Origin of the sequence: Burkholderia sp. WSM2230 (genome assembly GCF_000472445.1) — a bacterium.
Classification (GTDB): domain Bacteria; phylum Pseudomonadota; class Gammaproteobacteria; order Burkholderiales; family Burkholderiaceae; genus Paraburkholderia.
Window position 1 is genome coordinate 24,313 of sequence record NZ_AXAJ01000001.1, and the last position, 16,298, is coordinate 40,610.

Annotated in this window: 14 protein-coding genes; 7 read left to right on the plus strand and 7 right to left on the minus strand. The window is 63.5% G+C overall.

Features of this window, described 5'->3' with window-relative positions; all coding sequences use genetic code 11:
* Positions 1-47 precede the first annotated feature (47 nt).
* The 4 genes from ddpX to A3AC_RS0100115 all read right to left on the minus strand — a co-directional run bounded on the left by ddpX (position 48) and on the right by A3AC_RS0100115 (position 3,887).
* Positions 48-614, minus strand: coding sequence for a D-alanyl-D-alanine dipeptidase (gene ddpX / locus A3AC_RS0100100; protein WP_025596432.1), 567 nt, complete (start codon positions 612-614; stop codon positions 48-50).
* A gap of 2 nt (positions 615-616) precedes the next feature.
* The gene (gene sapR / locus A3AC_RS0100105; protein WP_025596433.1) at positions 617-1,495 is read right to left on the minus strand and encodes a sap1 transcriptional regulator SapR; all 879 of its coding nucleotides are present in this window, start codon (positions 1,493-1,495) and stop codon (positions 617-619) included.
* A gap of 227 nt (positions 1,496-1,722) precedes the next feature.
* A complete protein-coding gene (locus A3AC_RS0100110; protein ID WP_025596434.1) occupies positions 1,723-2,601 on the minus strand; it encodes an alpha/beta fold hydrolase in 879 nt (292 codons plus the stop codon).
* Positions 2,602-2,633: 32 nt separating this feature from the next.
* Entirely contained in the window at positions 2,634-3,887 is a 1,254-nt protein-coding gene (locus A3AC_RS0100115) for an MFS transporter (RefSeq protein WP_025596435.1), read from the minus strand.
* 70 nt (positions 3,888-3,957) lie between these two features.
* On the opposite strand from A3AC_RS0100115, the gene A3AC_RS0100120 reads away from it, so the two are divergent.
* From A3AC_RS0100120 to A3AC_RS0100135, 4 genes are all read left to right on the plus strand, one after another.
* Complete coding sequence (locus A3AC_RS0100120) at positions 3,958-4,881, plus strand: LysR family transcriptional regulator (protein ID WP_232231864.1); 924 nt, start codon at positions 3,958-3,960, stop codon at positions 4,879-4,881.
* Positions 4,882-5,072: 191 nt separating this feature from the next.
* Positions 5,073-5,540, plus strand: a complete 468-nt coding sequence (locus tag A3AC_RS0100125; protein WP_025596437.1) for a PRC-barrel domain-containing protein — start codon at positions 5,073-5,075, stop codon at positions 5,538-5,540.
* 535 nt (positions 5,541-6,075) lie between these two features.
* Entirely contained in the window at positions 6,076-7,248 is a 1,173-nt protein-coding gene (locus A3AC_RS0100130; protein WP_025596438.1) for a TIGR03118 family protein, read from the plus strand.
* A 191-nt stretch (positions 7,249-7,439) separates the two neighbouring features.
* Complete coding sequence (locus tag A3AC_RS0100135; protein WP_025596439.1) at positions 7,440-8,573, plus strand: substrate-binding domain-containing protein; 1,134 nt, start codon at positions 7,440-7,442, stop codon at positions 8,571-8,573.
* Between the two features lie 128 nt (positions 8,574-8,701).
* On the opposite strand, the gene A3AC_RS30825 is transcribed toward A3AC_RS0100135, so the two are convergent.
* Positions 8,702-8,974, minus strand: a complete 273-nt coding sequence (locus tag A3AC_RS30825) for a hypothetical protein (RefSeq protein WP_232231865.1) — start codon at positions 8,972-8,974, stop codon at positions 8,702-8,704.
* On the opposite strand from A3AC_RS30825, the gene A3AC_RS0100140 reads away from it, so the two are divergent.
* The 3 genes from A3AC_RS0100140 to A3AC_RS0100150 all read left to right on the plus strand — a co-directional run bounded on the left by A3AC_RS0100140 (position 8,975) and on the right by A3AC_RS0100150 (position 13,787).
* Positions 8,975-11,437, plus strand: coding sequence for a PAS domain-containing hybrid sensor histidine kinase/response regulator (locus tag A3AC_RS0100140; RefSeq protein WP_232231866.1), 2,463 nt, complete (start codon positions 8,975-8,977; stop codon positions 11,435-11,437).
* Positions 11,438-11,620: 183 nt separating this feature from the next.
* Positions 11,621-12,919, plus strand: coding sequence for an MFS transporter (locus tag A3AC_RS0100145; protein ID WP_025596441.1), 1,299 nt, complete (start codon positions 11,621-11,623; stop codon positions 12,917-12,919).
* Between the two features lie 85 nt (positions 12,920-13,004).
* Positions 13,005-13,787: a substrate-binding domain-containing protein gene (locus A3AC_RS0100150; protein ID WP_025596442.1), complete on the plus strand. Its 783-nt coding sequence runs from the start codon at positions 13,005-13,007 to the stop codon at positions 13,785-13,787.
* A 69-nt stretch (positions 13,788-13,856) separates the two neighbouring features.
* Here the strand turns inward: A3AC_RS0100150 and dctA are convergent, their stop codons facing one another.
* The gene (gene dctA, locus A3AC_RS0100155) at positions 13,857-15,167 is read right to left on the minus strand and encodes a C4-dicarboxylate transporter DctA (protein WP_025596443.1); all 1,311 of its coding nucleotides are present in this window, start codon (positions 15,165-15,167) and stop codon (positions 13,857-13,859) included.
* Positions 15,164-16,132: a LysR family transcriptional regulator gene (locus A3AC_RS0100160; protein WP_025596444.1), complete on the minus strand. Its 969-nt coding sequence runs from the start codon at positions 16,130-16,132 to the stop codon at positions 15,164-15,166. The genes dctA and A3AC_RS0100160 overlap by 4 nt, the downstream gene beginning before the upstream one ends.
* Between the last annotated feature and the right edge of the window lie 166 nt (positions 16,133-16,298).

The following is a 16,298-nucleotide window of genomic DNA, read 5'->3' on the forward strand; positions in this document are numbered from 1 at the left end:
ATGTAAAGAAAGAGAACCTGCAAATGGACAGCCGGAAACCTGTCGGGTTACATCAACTTCAACGGACCGCTTTCGCTGTTGTCGATCACGGGCAGCGCGCGCGAGCCGGGTAGTTCGTAATGCCACCATTCGCTTGCAATGTGCGTAAACCCGGCTGCATGCATGATGCCGAGCAACAGCAGGCGATTGCGCTGCACATGTTGCGGCAGGCCCTGGTGAAAGTGCTCGGAGGCTTTCACCATCTCGTCGAAACCGGTGCCCATGTTCAGTTCTTCGCCATTGCCGTCTACCAGCGTGAGATCGATGGCCGTGCCCCGGCTATGGTTCGAGCCGCGGCCGAGTTCGGCTATGTAGGTCGGGTCGGGCAGAAAGTCCCATAGCACCTTTTGCGCTTGCGGCGGCCGGTAGGCGTCGAAAATGCGCAGGCGCATGCCGATGCTGTCCGCAAGCTCGACCGCTTTGCGCAATGCGGCTTCGGCGGGTTCGAGCAGCAGGCAATGCGCTTCGCGGTAGATTGGCTTGCCGGTGAAGTTGCGCGACGTTGCATAAACGAGGTCGATGTCCACGCGATGCGTGTCGCGCGTAATGTGTATCAGGCGAGGGGTGTCGGTCATGGTCAGAATTCGAATTGATCGAGTTCGTGCTGCAGTTCGCGATTACGTGCAACGCGCTCGTCGATGGCGGGGCCGAGGCGCTCGACTATCGAGGTCAGCAGAAGATTGAAGAGACAGGTCAGCGGCGCAAGCGAGTCCCAGAACTGGCCGACATCCGTTTTCACCTGCAACAGATCGCAGTTGAAGTCGCGCGCCCATGGGCAATAGATGTCGGTGACCAGCGCAAAGGCGATGCTGCGCTGCTCCGCGGCATTGCAATAGCGGCGAGCCATGCGCGAATAGGCGCGCGTGTCGGTCACGACAAGATAGGGCGAAGCAAACTCGGAGTTCAGCGAATCCACATACGAACCCGACATGCCGTCGGAATAGAACACGCGTGGCCGCAGATATTCGAGGTAGCTGAAGAACGCGTTCGATATGCCGCGAGTCGATTGAATGCCGACGATATAAACGGCGTCGGCAGTCGCCACGCGGTCTGCCACACGGCCAAATACTTCGCTTTCCGCGAGGCCGTACACATAGCGCACCGCATCTATTTCCAGGTCTAAAGATCGCGCGAGTGCCGCGCGTTGCCGGCTTATGCCTTGCGAGCCGTCACGATGACGCTCGCTGCGATATTCATCGAGACGGTCGGTAATGAACCATGGGCGCGTTTGCGTACCGCGTAGCTCGCGTTTCAGATCGTCCAGATTGCGATAGCCGACGCTGCGCAGAAAGCGTCCAACGGAAATGCCGCTCGTTCCTGTTTGCTGCGCGATCTGGTCGGCCGTTTCAAGACCGAGCCGGTCGAGATTCGCCAGCATGTAGGTGGCAATGCGCTTGGCTGTCGGCGTGAGCGTCGTGAAGCTCTGCTGGACCGTATCGGTAAACGCAGTGCGCATCGGGGGCGGCTCGTTATTTATCTGTCAATAAAGCGTGCTCTGATATCTATCTGACAAGGACAATAAAGCGAGCGCTACATTAATTTTTTTATCGATGACTGCGAGTCGATAGTCACGAGGTGCCGCTGCAACGAATAGGGCTTGGGCAAGGTGAGCGGTCGAGTGTGGGGTTCTTCGACGCAAGAGAGCAGTCCTGGCCACACAACGCGCACAACACGCCCACCCTCTCAACGAACCGCCAAACGCCGCGCGAAACCAAGCGTCAACGCGGCGATCTCGTCGCTCGCTTCTTCCAGCGCGAAGTGGCCTGCCTCCAACACATGTACTTCGGCATCCGGAACATCACGCTGATAGGCATGAGCGCCCGGCACCGCAAACGACGGATCGTACTTGCCCCAGGTCACGAGCATAGGCGGCCGATGCTCGCGCAGCCAGGCCTGCCAGCGCGGATACGATTGCAGATTCGTGCGGTAGTCGTAGAAGAGATCGGTCTGTATGGCTGCCTGTCCGGGGCGTGCGAGAAACTGCTCTTCGTCGCGCCAGTTGTCCGGATCATAGCGGTGCTGATTGGGACTCGTGCCTACGTGCCGCAGCTTTAACGCATCCGGCGAGGCAAGATTGGCCCACAAGCTCGCCTCGTGCCGTGCGCGATCCTTCCAGAATGCCTTGCGCGTTTCCCACAACGGCCCCAATCCTTCTTCATGCGCAACCGCGTTCTGGATCACGATGCCCATCACTCTGTCGGGCCGGGCCATCGCAAGCCGGAAGCCTACCGGGCCGCCGTAGTCCGCCATGAACAGCACGTAGCGCTCGAGCTTCAGCGCGTCGGTGAACTGCTCGATGGAACGCGCCAGATTGTCGAACGTGTACGCATAACGTTCGGGCGCGGGCGCCTCGCTGTTGCCGAAGCCGGGATAGTCGGGCGCGACGAGGTGCAACTCGGGCGCGAGAAACGGCATCAGCGGTTCGTACATTCGCGAAGACGACGGAAAGCCATGCAGCAGCAGAACGGTTAGCGCGTCTTTGGGCCCGGCCTCGCGATAGAAGATGTCGACGCCGTCCACTTTGACGGTCTGGTAGCGGAAGCTAGAACGGGTTGCGTCCATGGTCGGTTTTCCTGGAGTCGGAAGATGCGGTTTCAGCAACGTGGGTCCGCAGCGGATGAAGTAGCTTGCGACGAGCGCGCCGGTGCCGCGGTCTGCAAGATATGCAATACGTTGGCCGCCAGTGCAAACGCAGCCGCGGCGATGCAGATGCCCATCCAGTGGCCGAGCGCCCACGCCGGCCCGGCAAGCAGTGCACCGATTGCACTGCCGACGAAAAATAGTCCGGTGAAAAGGCCGTTCACGCGGCCGCGCGCGTGCGGGCTGAGCAGATTGACCGCGCGCCGCCCCATCGCCTGATCGCCGATTACGCCCAGATCGAGCAGCAGCGCTGCCACCACCAGCAGCGCGAGCGAGACCGCGGGCGGCAGGCTGTTGCTGCCGCCCAGCAGCGCGATGCCGGTCGCGAGCACAACGATCGTGTGGAAGGCGATCGTGGCTTGCCGGTCGAGGCCACGGTCGCCGAGACGTCCCGCGACCGGTGCGATGATCGTGCTGCCCGCGCTGGCCAGCGCGAAGAGGCCGATGCCGGGATGGCCGAGCCGCAGCGGTGCGCTCGCGAGTTTCACCGCGACGCTGGTCCAGAACAGGTTGAACGACACCATCAGCAGGCCTTGATAGAGCGCGCGGCGTCGCAGCACCGGTTCGTCGCGGATCAGATGCAGCAGCGAGCCGATCAGCGCGCCATACGAGCTTTGATGAAGCGGCCGCCGTTCCGGAAGATGCGTCCAGAGCCACGCCGACATCGCGGCGAGCGCGGCGGCGTCGATCGCATAGTAGCTGCGCCAGCCGAACGCGCCGGCGATCAGACTCGCCGCCGGACGCGACAGCAATACGCCGACCATCAGCCCACTCATCACGTCTCCGACCACCCGACCGCGCTCCGCCTCCGCCGCTTGAGATGTGACGACCGGCACGAGCATCTGGATCGCACTGGAGGTCAGACCGACGAAAAACGATGCGGCGAGAAAGGCCACCGGCTCGCGCGCAGCCGCAAGCACAGCGAGCGACAGCACCTGCGCGCCGAGCGTCGCGATAATGAGCCGCCGGTTCGGCAACAGGTCGACGAGCGGCACGAGAAGCAACAGTCCGGCGGCATAGCCGGTCAGCGTCAGCGTCGTCACCATGTTGGCCCACGCGCCGAGTCCGACCGATGTGGCGAGATCGTTCACCAGCGCTTGCGACGCGTACAACCCGAGTACCGCGATGCCGACGGCAATCGCGTAAGGGCGCGTCGCGACCGACGTGGGCGCATGAGTGGCGGCAGGGCTCGGATCGTTCGGGGACATGCGCAGGGCTCCTTGAAGTCGATGCTCCGTATGCTACCCGCGCTGATCTGATAGATAATCGGGGCGAAAAATGACTCTTTCTCCCGCCAAAATGGATAATGGATCGCTGCGCGACCTGGAAGTTTTTGTCGCGATTGCCGAGGAAGGCAATCTGACCGGCGCGGCGCGACGGCTCGACCGGTCGTTGCAGGCAGTGAGCCGCTCGCTGCAGGTGCTCGAGCGCGAGGCGGGGACGTTGCTGGTCGCGCGCACCACGCGCCAGTGCCGGCTGACCACGGCAGGCGAGCAGTTCTACACACGCGTCAAGCAGGTGCTCGCCGATCTGGCAATGGCGCGCGCCGAACTCGCCGAATACGCAACGACAGTGTCGGGGCGCTTGCGCATCTGCGGTCCGACGCTGTTCGGCCCGCGCTATATCGCGCCGCTGCTTGCGGCATTCCTCGCGCGTTATCCGCAGCTCACGGCGTCGCTGGATTTGTCGGAGGAGTACGACGACCCGGCAACAAGCGGTGCCGACATCACGATCCGCATTGGCGAGACGCCCGACTCCAATCTGATTGCGCGGCGGCTCGGCACGATCCGGCGAGTGACGTTCGCGTCGCCCGCTTATCTTGAAGCGCGCGGGCGTCCGCTGCGGCCTGCAGATCTTAAGCAGCACGATTGCGTGGTCCGGTCTGCGCTGCCGGAGGCATCGCTGTGGCGTTACCGCAGCAAACGCGGCTTGGAGGAAGCGGTGCAGGTGCGCGGCCGCTTCGAAAGCAACAGCACGGCGGCCATCAACGATGCAGTTGCCAGCGGTCTTGGCATCGGCCGGGCGGCGTACTGGCAGATCGGCGAGCTGGTGCAGCAGCGTCGCGTGGAATTGATTCTGACCGACTATGAACTGTCGCCGCTGCCGTTGCAGGCGCTGTGGCTGCCCACGCGGCGCTTGCCGGCGCGCACGCGTCTTTTCGTGGAATTTCTCGCGGCGCGGCTCGAAAGCGTCGCGCTGTAGCGCGGCGGATTGAGTAGCGCCAGTGCGCCTGGTGCGTCGAGTAACGTCGTCGTTTGAACCGCGAGAAATCTTTACGCGCTCTTCGCATTGTCTCTTCTCATGGGCGCGCGTCGCGTCGCACGGTGTCGCTTCAGCATCGCGGGCATAGTCGTTGCGCATCAACGTCCACACTATTAAACGTGGAGGACATCATGAGCACATTGGACCCGCAAGGCAGTGCATCGGGCGCGGGCGGTGCGGACATTGTCGGCAGTGGCGTTGGTGAAGGTCCGGGGCCGGAAGTCATGGCCGCGGCGACGCTCGACGACACGCAGGTCATTTCATCGGACGGAGAAGACGTCGGCAAGATTTCCGACATCATGCTCGACGTGCGCAGCGGCAGAATTGCCTATGCGGTGCTGTCCGAAGGCGGTTTTCTCGGCATGGGCGCCAACCTGCATGCGATACCCTGGAATGCACTCACGCTCGATACCGACGCGAAGTGCTTCCGCGTCAGCATCGACGCCCAACGCATCAAGGACGACCCGGGCTTCGACAAGGACCACTGGCCTTCAATGGCGGACGCGACGTGGGGCACCACGATCCATCAGTACTACAACCGCGAGCCGTACTGGTCATCCACGCGCAGCGTGCAGGACCTGCCGCCGGGCAATATCTGAAATCACATCATGAACGCCGGCCAGGTCAGAGGCTGGCCGGCGCTCGTTCTATCGAGGGAGGCAGTCATGAAGACGGTAAAGAAAGCAGTGTTTTGCTCAGCATGTGTGCTGGCATTGGTCGGCACGGCGTTCGCACAGGGCGCGGGTGGCGGCGGTGGTGGTAGCGGCAGCGGCGGCACCAGTGTAGGGGCCGGTGGGGCCGGCGTTAATGGAGCGAATGGAGCGGGCCAGGGCGGTGCAGGAATGAATCCGCCCAACACGGGTGGCGCGGGTGGGTCGACATCCATGTCAAAGGGCAGCAAGTCGACGACTGCACCCACACGAATGCCGCAACAGGGAGCGCACGCGAAGGGGGCGTCGGATACGGCTGCCTCGACTGCACAGTGAGTAGTCACCGACCGCCTGAACAATAGCGTAGCGTCCCAGCCATCACGCAACACACCGCGCGAAATAAGCCCTTGTTCGCCGGAATAAACTCCCCGCGCCCCTCGTTCATTGACCGTTAAGTCCCGTGGACAGAACGAGGAGTGCGGTCATGAAGTCTCTACTCGGTGTATTGGGCGTCGCAGCATGCGGCGCGGCCGTCGCGACGCTGGTGTCGTGCGGCGGCGGTTCAGGTTCAAGCATTGAAGCGCCGCCAGCGCAGTCGTCGTTCACTGCGACGGCCCTCGTGTCGGATGGCGCGGTGCCCGCTGCGCACATCGACGCGAAGCTTAAAAATGCGTGGGGCGTCGCCTTTAATCCAAAAGGTTTCGTCTGGGTCGCGGACAACGGCACCAACGTCGCGACGCTCTACGATGGTAATGGCGTGCCGCAATCTCTCGTCGTGACCATACCGGACGGCAAGAACGGTTCGGCATCGCCCACCGGCATCGTCTTCAACGGAACGCAAAGCTTTGTCGTCACGGAAAACGGCAAGTCAGGCGTGGCCGCGTTCATCTTCGCGGGCGAAGGCGGCACGATCACCGCATGGGCTCCCGCAGTCGGGCCGACCAATGCGTTTGTCATGTATGACGATGGAACGGGCGGCGCCGTATACAAGGGTCTCGCGCTTGCCGCCATGAACAACAACAACTTCCTCTACGCGACGGATTTCCATAACAACAAGATCGACGTCTTCGATACTTCCTTTACCAGGGTCGCAATGCCCGGCGCCTTCACAGACCCGGCAATTCCTGCCGGCTTCGCGCCATTCGGCATTCAGGCGATCGGCTCGAATCTGTTCGTCACTTACGCGAAGCAGGACGCGGATAAACACGACGACGTCGCGGGCGCGGGACTTGGCATGGTCGATGTCTACGACACCGCCGGCAACCTGAAGCAACGCTTTGCAACGGGCGGCCCACTCAACGCGCCGTGGGGCATTGCACAAGCGCCCGCAAACTTTGGCTCAATGAGCGGTGCAGTACTGATCGGCAATTTCGGCGATGGCACGATCAACGCGTTCAATGCGTCGAGCGGCCAGTCGATGGGACGAATCAATGGATCCAACGGCAGCCCGATTGTGGAACACGGCCTATGGGGCATTGCGTTCGGCAATGATCTCAACAATCAGCCTTCCAGGACGCTGTTTTTCGCGGCAGGGCCGAATGACGAAGCCAATGGCGTCTATGGAAGAATCGATCTGGATACGACATCCAGTTCAGGTACGAGCACGGGTTCGAGTACGGGCACGAGCGCGGGCGGAGGGTCGAGCATCGGCATGTAGCGCTGTCCGATAAACCGCGTCGCGCCGCGTGCGAGAGCGGCACCGCCTGATCGCTGTCGAGCAGTAGCGGATGACACGACGATGCGTCGATAGCGGTGTACTATCAGATGCGCAGGATCCACCTGCGCGCGGCATCTGGGTACATCGTCAACGGCGGTCATCCAACCCCGACGAGGCCCTAGGGGAACAGCATGAGGGGCTGGCTTCTGGCGTTGGAGTGCGCGTGTCTGCTGTCGGTTGCTGCGGCGCAGGGTATGCCGACTGCCGCCGCGCCTGCCGCCACGGTCGGCGCGACTGACTACCTCGCGGAGGCAAAGCGCGTCGTCAATGCCGCGGCGCAACCTGGCGCACCCTGGAACGGACCGCGCGACGGGCCGCGCGCTCAGGCGGGCAAGCACGTTGCCATTGTCGCCGAAGATTTGCGCAACGGCGGCATTGTCGGCGTGGTCGACGGTGTGCTGGAGGCGGCGAAGGTCATCGGCTGGAGCGTGAAAATTTTCGACTCCGGCGGCACGCCGGACCTGCGGCTCAAGATGCTGGCGAATGCACTGGCAAGCCGTCCGGACGGACTCATCCTCGTAGGCGGCGACGCGCGTGCGCTATTGCCCGGACTGCGGCCGTTTGCCGAGCGGAGCATTCCTGTGGTGGGCTGGCATGTCGCGGCCCAGGCGGGACCTGTGCCCGGCACGCCGCTCGCCATGAACGTGGCGACCGATCCACTCCAGGTGGCGCGCGTGACTGCGCTGGCGGCTATCGTTCAATCGGGCGGACGTGCGGGAGTCGTCATTTTCACCGACTCCAATTTCCGGATCGCCCAGGCCAAGGCGGACCAAATGGCTGCAGTGGTGCGCGAATGCAGCGGCTGTACCTTGCTCGAAATGCGCGACGTGCCGATTTCACGCAGCCAGCAACTGATGCCGGGCACGACACGCGCCTTGCTCGCGCAGTATGGCAGGCGCTGGACCTATGCGCTGGCCGTCAACGACATTTACTTCGATTACGCTGCCCCGGTCCTGACCCAGGCTGGAATGCCGAACGCCGCGATGGCCATGCTGTCGGCTGGCGACGGCAGCGAGTCTGCCTTTCTGCGTATCCGCACGGGCACGTTTCAGACGGGCACCGTGGCGGAGCCGCTGAATCTGCATGGCTGGCAGTTGGTCGACGAGATCAACCGGCTCTTTGCCGGGGGAGACGTAACGGGCTATGTGGTCCCGGTGCATCTCGTGACGGCGGACAACATTGCCGCGGACGGCGGCGATCGTCTGCTTTACGACCCCGCTAACGGCTATCGCGACATCTACCGCCATATCTGGCAACGCCCGTGAAACTTCCGCTTCCCCAGTCGCTTACCGCGCAATTCGCGCTGGTGGTGTCCTGTCTCGCTGCCCTGGTGGTCGCGGTCGGCGCCACCACTATTTACTCGTTGGCCGGGTCGGCTCACGCGATCCGCCAGTTAGCCGAGGAGCGGCTCACGCGCCAGGAGGATGCGCATAATCTGGCGCAGCTTACGTTGATGATCGAACGTCAGGCGTTGCAGTTGTCGAGCGGCAATACGGTGGACGCGGTGCGCGAGACGCATCGGCACGTGATAGAAGAACTCGCGACGTTCGACCGCCTGGTAGACCGCCTTGCTTCCGCAACGACGAGCGAGGGAGTGAGTGTCGACGCGCTGGCGTTGCATCGCTCCAGCCAGCGCTTTCGCAATACGGTCAACGTCGAAGCGCAAATGCGCGAGACCGCGCTGCGCGCCGGAACCGCACCGGCAACCGCGCCGGCATCGGGCGCGTCACCGGGCAGCCTCGACGACGATCTGCGCCGCCAGGCCGACGCGCTCGCCGCCGCGGCGCGTCAACAGGCGGATTACTTTACGCGCGATTATCGTCAAGCAGTCCAGGACCTGGCCGGCGACGCGGACCGCACGCGCCGGTGGGTAGGCGGCGAGGTTGCGGTGAGTCTGCTGCTTGCCTGGCTGATCGCGCATGCCTTCCTCGGTCGCCGCGTGATGGGACGACTGCGCCGGGTCAGTCACTACCTGCGGCACGGCGATGTCGACAGCACACGAGCCGGCGTGCCGGTTCGCGGTGGCGACGAGATTGCCGATATGGCGCGCGCAGTCGAGCAGTTTCTTGAAGACCGCCGCCAGCGCCGCCAGGCCGAAGACGCGCTGAAGGAACTCAACGCCCAGCTCGAGGCGCGCGTGGCCCAGCGCACGGCCGAACTCAGCACGGCGCTTGCGGGCCGCACCGCGGAGATCGCCGAACGCCAGCACGCCGAAGAGGCCGCGCGAGCGAGCGAACACTTTCTCGACAGCATCGTCGAGAACATTCCCGACATGATTTTCGTCAAGGATGCGGCGACGCTGCGCTTCGTCCGCTTCAACAGGGCGGGAGAGCAACTGCTCGGTTACCGGCGCGAGGAACTCATAGGCAAGTCGGTTCACGACCTGTTCCCGCCAGAGGAGGCGCGCTTTTTTGCGCTGAAGGACCGCGACGTACTGGAGTCGCAACAACTGGTCGACGTGCCGGAGGAGCCGGTTCACACGCGTCACGGGCAGCGCCTTGTGCACACCATGAAGATTCCGATCGTCGACGTGCGCGGCGAGCCGCAATTCCTGCTGGGCATCTCACGCGACATCACCGAACAAAGGCGGGCTGAAGAGGAGCTGCGGCGCTATCGCGAGCACCTTGAAGACATGATCCGCGAGCGCACGGCCGAACTCGCCGTGGCGAAGGAGCACGCCGATGCGGCCAACCAGGCCAAGAGCGACTTTCTTGCGCACATGAGCCACGAGTTGCGCACGCCGTTGAACGGCATACTAGGGTACGCGCAGATCCTGAAGCGCGATAAGAGCCTTGCTCCACACCAGGCCGACGGCATCGCGGTAATCCAGCGCAGCGGCGAACACCTGCTGGCGATCATCAACGACATTCTGGATATGGCGAAAATCGAGGCAGGGAAGGTGGAGATCAATCTCTCCGACGTTGTGCTCGAGCGCTTTATCCATTTCATTGCCGAGACGATGCAGGTGAAGGCAACCGAAAAGGGTCTGGCCTTTTCTTGCGAGCTGGCTCCCGGTCTGCCGGCAGCCGTGCGGGCAGACGAGAAACGGCTCCGCCAGGTGCTGCTCAACCTGCTCTCCAACGCAGTCAAATTCACTGAGCAAGGCAGCGTGTGCCTGCGCGTCGGTTGGGCGCCGCCCAGGCGGCTGCGTTTCGATGTGCAGGACACCGGCATCGGCATAGACGAGGCGCATCTGGAGGCGATTTTCCGGCCTTTCGAGCAGGTGAGCGATGCCCGGCACCGGATCGGCGGCACGGGGCTGGGCCTCGCCATCAGCCGGCAGTTCGTGCGCCTGATGGGCGGCGAGATTCACGTCGAGAGCCGCTGCGGCGCGGGCAGCACCTTCTCGTTCGAGCTGGATGTCCAGGTGGTGGCGCCCGAGGCCGCAGTCGTGCCGCCCGAGTGGACGGCAAGCGGCTACATGGGACCGCGCAAGACCGTTCTTGTCGTGGATGACGTTGCGGCGAACCGTGCCGTCGTGGTCGACATGCTCGGCCCGCTCGGCTTCGAGATGGCGGAGGCCGGCAATGGACTTGAAGCGTTGGAAACAGCCAAAGCGCTACGCCCGGCGCTTATTCTCATGGACGTGGTAATGCCCGGAATGGACGGGCTCGAAGCCACGCGACGCCTGCGAGCCATGCCGGAGTTCGACAGCCTGCCGATTGTCGCGGTGTCCGCCGGCGCGTCAGGAAGCGATGCGGCGAAAAGTCTGGCGGCGGGCGCGAACGCCGTTCTTTCGAAACCGGTCGACCTGACGGTTCTGTTGTCGCATATCGCGGCCTTGCTGGACATCGAGTGGAGCGACGTCGCGGCTCCGCACACGCAGGCCGCAGCCGCGGATGGATCGGCTCTACATGTTGCCGATTCCGCCGCGAGGGCCTTGATCGCGCCGCCGCATGAAGAGATGGAGGCATTGCACTACCTGGCGCGACTCGGCGACATGCGCGCTATCGTTCAACACGCCGCGCGCCTGACCGAGCTCGACGAGCGCTACCGTCCTTTCGCCGACAACCTCTGCCAACTGGCGAGGCATTACCAGACCAAAGCGCTTCTCGGCTTCGTCGAGCAATATCGGGGAAGGCAGCCACTACCGGAGATCGGGCCGGACAACCTGCGTCCTGACGAATGACAGAAGTCGCTCAAGCGGGCGGCTTTGATAGCGCGGCGGCGGTCGCAGTGTGCGCCGATTGATAACCACAGAACATCAATCGTTCAAAAGATTGCACTTATCGTTTTACTGGCGACAGGCCAATATTCCTGAAACGGCAAAGTGCGGACCACCGCATGTTGCAGGATCTCAGGAGACACATCGATGCACCCCTCGCCTTCCACCCTTGCGCCGGGACATTCCAAGGCTGCGGCGGTTTTCCGCGTAACTGCCGGCAATTTCCTCGAGCAGTTCGACTTCTTTCTGTTTGGTTTCTACGCGACGCAGATTGCCGGCGTCTTCTTCCCGGCCGGCAGCGAATTTGCCTCGTTGATGATGACCTTCGCGGTGTTCGGCGCCGGTTTTCTGATGCGGCCGCTGGGCGCGATCGTGCTCGGCGCATACATCGACGATGTGGGTCGCCGCAAAGGCCTGATCGTCACGCTCTCCATCATGGCGAGCGGCACGATTCTCATTGCGTTCGTACCGGGCTATTCGACAATCGGCCTTCTCGCGCCCGCGCTGGTGCTGGTTGGCCGGCTGCTGCAAGGCTTCTCCGCAGGCGCCGAGCTGGGCGGCGTGTCGGTGTATCTCGCCGAGATGGCGACGCCGGGCCGCAAGGGCTTCTTCACGAGCTGGCAGTCCGCGAGCCAGCAGGTAGCGATTGTCATCGCCGCGGGCCTCGGCTTCGCGCTCAACCAGGGGCTAAACGCGACCGCCATTGCGGCTTGGGGATGGCGCGTTCCGTTTTTCGTCGGCTGCCTGATCGTGCCGTTCATCTTCATGCTGCGCCGCAATCTGGAGGAAACCCAGGAGTTCAAGGCTCGCCGGCATCGCCCGAGCATGAGCGAAGTGTTCCGCACGCTGGGCCAGAACTGGGCTGTCGTGGTCGCCGGCATGATGCTGGTCGCCATGACCACCGCAAGCTTCTATCTCATCACGGTGTACGCGCCGACTTTCGGCAGGACCGTCCTGCACTTGAGCACCGCGGACAGTCTGCTCGTCACGCTGTGTGTCGCCGTGTCGAACTTCGTGTGGCTTCCCATCGGCGGGGCGCTTTCTGACAGGATCGGCCGCCGGCCGCTGCTCGTCGGCATGACGATGCTCGCCATTGCCACGGCGTACCCGGCGCTGTCGCTGCTCGCTCACGCGCCGAGCTTCATCAATATGCTGCTGGTCCTGCTTTGGCTTTCGTTCATGTACGGCATTTACAACGGCGCGATGATCGTCGCACTGACGGAAGTGATGCCGGTGCAGGTGCGGGTCGCGGGCTTCTCGCTTGCCTATAGCCTTGCGACGGCGGTGTTCGGCGGCTTCACGCCGGCCATCTCCACAGCGCTGATTCACATGACCGGCGACAAGGCCGCGCCCGGCTACTGGATGAGCTTCGCCGCGGCCTGCGCGCTCCTTGCGACGTTCGCGCTCTATCGCCGCCGCGCACCGACGCTGACTCCGGCGCACTGATTCGCGCGCCGTTCATTCGCGTGCGGTTGCGCCGTTGCGCATTCCGCATGTATCCGAACACACACAATCCGACACGATTCTGTTCATGAGAAACCTGCTTCTGAAACTCTGCGCCGCGGCACTGCTCGCGTCGACGGCCGCCACGGCGAGCGTACAGGCCGCCGACCTGCACGTCATGAGCTCGGGCGGCTTTACCGCGGCATACAAGGCGCTTGGTCCGAAGTTCGCGTCCGAAACGGGCAACACGCTCGACACTGCGCTGGGCCCGTCGATGGGTAAATCACCTGAAGCGATCCCGAACCGGCTCGAACGTGGCGAGCCCGCGGACGCCGTCATCATGGTCGGCTATGCATTGGACGAGCTGATCCAGAAGGGGAAGGTCATCCCCGGGTCGCGTGTCGAACTGGCCGATTCGCGCATCGGCATGGTCGTGCGCGAGGGAGCGGTAAAGCCTGACATCAGCTCGCCCGAAGGGCTTCGGCAGGCGCTGCTTCATGCGAAGTCCATTGCCTACTCGGACAGTGCGAGCGGTGTCTATATCGAGCGCGAGCTGTTCAGCAAGCTCGGCATTGAAGACCAGGTCAAGGCGAAGGCGAAGATGATTCCGCGGATTCCGGTAGCCTCTGTAGTGGCGAACGGCGACTACGAGATCGGCTTCCAGCAGGTGAGCGAATTGCTGCCTGTTAAGGGCGTGACCTTCGCCGGCAAGATTCCCGAGTCGCTGCAGTCGGTCACGCGTTTCGCCGCCGGCATTCCCGTCGGCGCGCAGCATCCGAAGGAAGCGAAAGCGCTGCTCGACTATCTCGCTTCGCCCGGCGTGCAAGCTGAAGTGAAATCGACGGGGCTCGATACCGTTTCCGCCCATTGACGGAACAGTTGAAGGAAGGCTTGCCGCCGGCATCGTGCATCGTGCATCAGGCATCGGGCAACCTTCCTGTTACAACCCCGGGGTATTGCCTGCCGGGTCCTCCGCAGCGTCTACGCCGCTTCGCGTCGTCGACCCGAGCGTCTGAGCGAGACGCGTACGGTCGCAAGCGCTTTCCCACATCGACACGAAGATCACCGCACACGCATTGCTGATCACGCTCGTCAGCGCGCGCGCCTCTGACATGAAGCGGTCGATGCCCACCAGCAGCGCCACCCCGGCCACCGGCAGATCGGGAATCACAGTGAGCGTCGCGACCAGCGCCACGAGTCCACTGCCCGACACGCCCGCTGCTCCCTTCGAGGTGATCAGCATGACCGCGAGCATCGTCGCGATCTGCACCGCGGAAAGCGGCACGTCGCACGCCTGCGCAATGAACACGGACGCGAGCGTCAAATAGATCGCGGTCCCGTCGAGGTTGAACGAATAGCCGGCGGGCAGCACCAGTCCCACGACGCCCTTGTCGCAGCCGAGCGCTTGCAGCTTCGCGATCAGGCGCGGCAGCACCGGCTCCGTCGACGATGTCGCGAGAACAATCAGCAATTCCTCGCGCATGTAGCGCAACAGCCGCCAAAGCGCGAAGCCATGCAGCCGTGCGAGCGGAGCGAGCACCAGCGCAATGAACAGCAGGCACGCCACGTAAAAGGACACCACCAGCATGCCGAGCGAGCCGACACAACGGATGCCGAAGCGGCCCACCGTGAACGCCATTGCGCCGAATGCGCCAAGCGGAGCGAGCCGCATGATCATCGCGAGGATGCGGAACAACGTCTGCGCGATGCCGTCGATCAGCACGAGCACCGGCCTGCCCGCCTGCGGATAGGCATTGAGCGAGAACCCGAAGAGCAGCGAGAGCAGCAGCACCGGCAGCACTTCGCCCTTGTCGAAAGCGCCCGTCATCGTCTCGGGAACGACGCCGAGCGCGAATGCGACAAGGCCGTGCGGCTGCGCGTGCTTCGCGTATTGCGCGAGGATGCTCGCGTCCAGATGATGCACGTCGATATGCATGCCCGCGCCCGGCCGCAGCACGAAGGCGGTGACGAGTCCGAGCGCGAGCGCCGCAGCAGTGAGCGAATAGAACAGCGCCAGCGCCTGAAAGATGGTGCGCCCTATCGCCTTCCCGCTTGCGAGCGACGTGATGCCCGAGACGATGGTGCAGAAGACGATTGGCGCGATCATCATTCTCACGAGGCCGACGAACCCGTCGCTCAGCGGCTTGAGCAACGCGCGCGCGTGCGGCAGGAAGTGACCGAGCGCCACGCCGGCCAGCATGCCCAGCAGAACCTGCAGATAAAGCGAACGAAGCGGTCTTGCCAACCTCACGGTGCGGTCTTCCTGGCGGACTGTCTTTTCGCAGACGCGTGATCGCCCGACGCATCGCTCTTCGCGACGCCGCCGCGCTTCATCGCGACGACCGTTTTATGAAACTCCTGCGCCGCCGGTGTCAGAGGACGTCCGCGGCGCCTGACGATTCCCACGCGCCGCTTCACCACTGGTTCGACGAGCGGCACACTCGTGAGGATGGGGTGATCGCGCCCGGGCATGGCCATCGACGGCACCGCGGCGACACCGAGCCCCGCTTCGATCAGGCCGAGCATGGTCGTGACATGGCGCGTTTCGCAGACGCTCGGCGCGCGCGGCGCCACGGCCGAGAGCGCCCGGTCGAGCAGCAGGCGGTTGCCCGAAGTTTTGTCCACTGAGACGTATTCGTGCTCGTAAAGCTCGTTCCATGTCACGCGCTTTCTGCCCGCGAGCGGGTGATCGCGGCGGCAAGCTGCAACAAAGCGCTCTTCCAGCAGCATCTTGAACTCGACCTCGGGCTCCTGGCTGCCCATGAAGCCCACGCCGAAATCGGCCTCACCGCTGATAACGGCGCCAAGCACTTCGTTCGCGCTCGAATCCAGCAGCTTGATCCTGATGCGCGGAAAGCGGCGATGGTAGCTCTCGACCGCGACCGGCAAAAAATAGTAGGCCACCGACGGCACGCAGGCGATGGTCACATGCCCGAGGCGGCTCGATGAAACATCGCGGATGCCGAGCAACGCGACGTCGAGATCGTCGAGCAGCTGTTCCGCGCTCGGGGCGAACACGCGGCCGACGGTAGTGAGCGTGACACTGCGCGTGGTGCGATCGAAGAGGCGCACGCCGAGTGCTTCCTCGAGTTTTTCGATGCGGCGGCTCAGGGCAGGCTGCGAAATGCTGACTGCCTCGGCGGCCTTGCGAAAGCTCCCCAGTTCCACCACCGCGCGAAACGCCTGCAAGTCATTCAAATCGAAGTTCACACCCACGGGCCACCCTCCACATCCTGGATGCGGACATTTTGCATGACGCAGTGAAAAGCGGCCATTATGAAGTACCCGCGCGATCTTCGAGCGGCGGCCGTAAAGCGCATAATATGCGGACCCAAATAGACGGACCCTTGGCGTAGCGACGAAAATCGCACGACCATGGGTT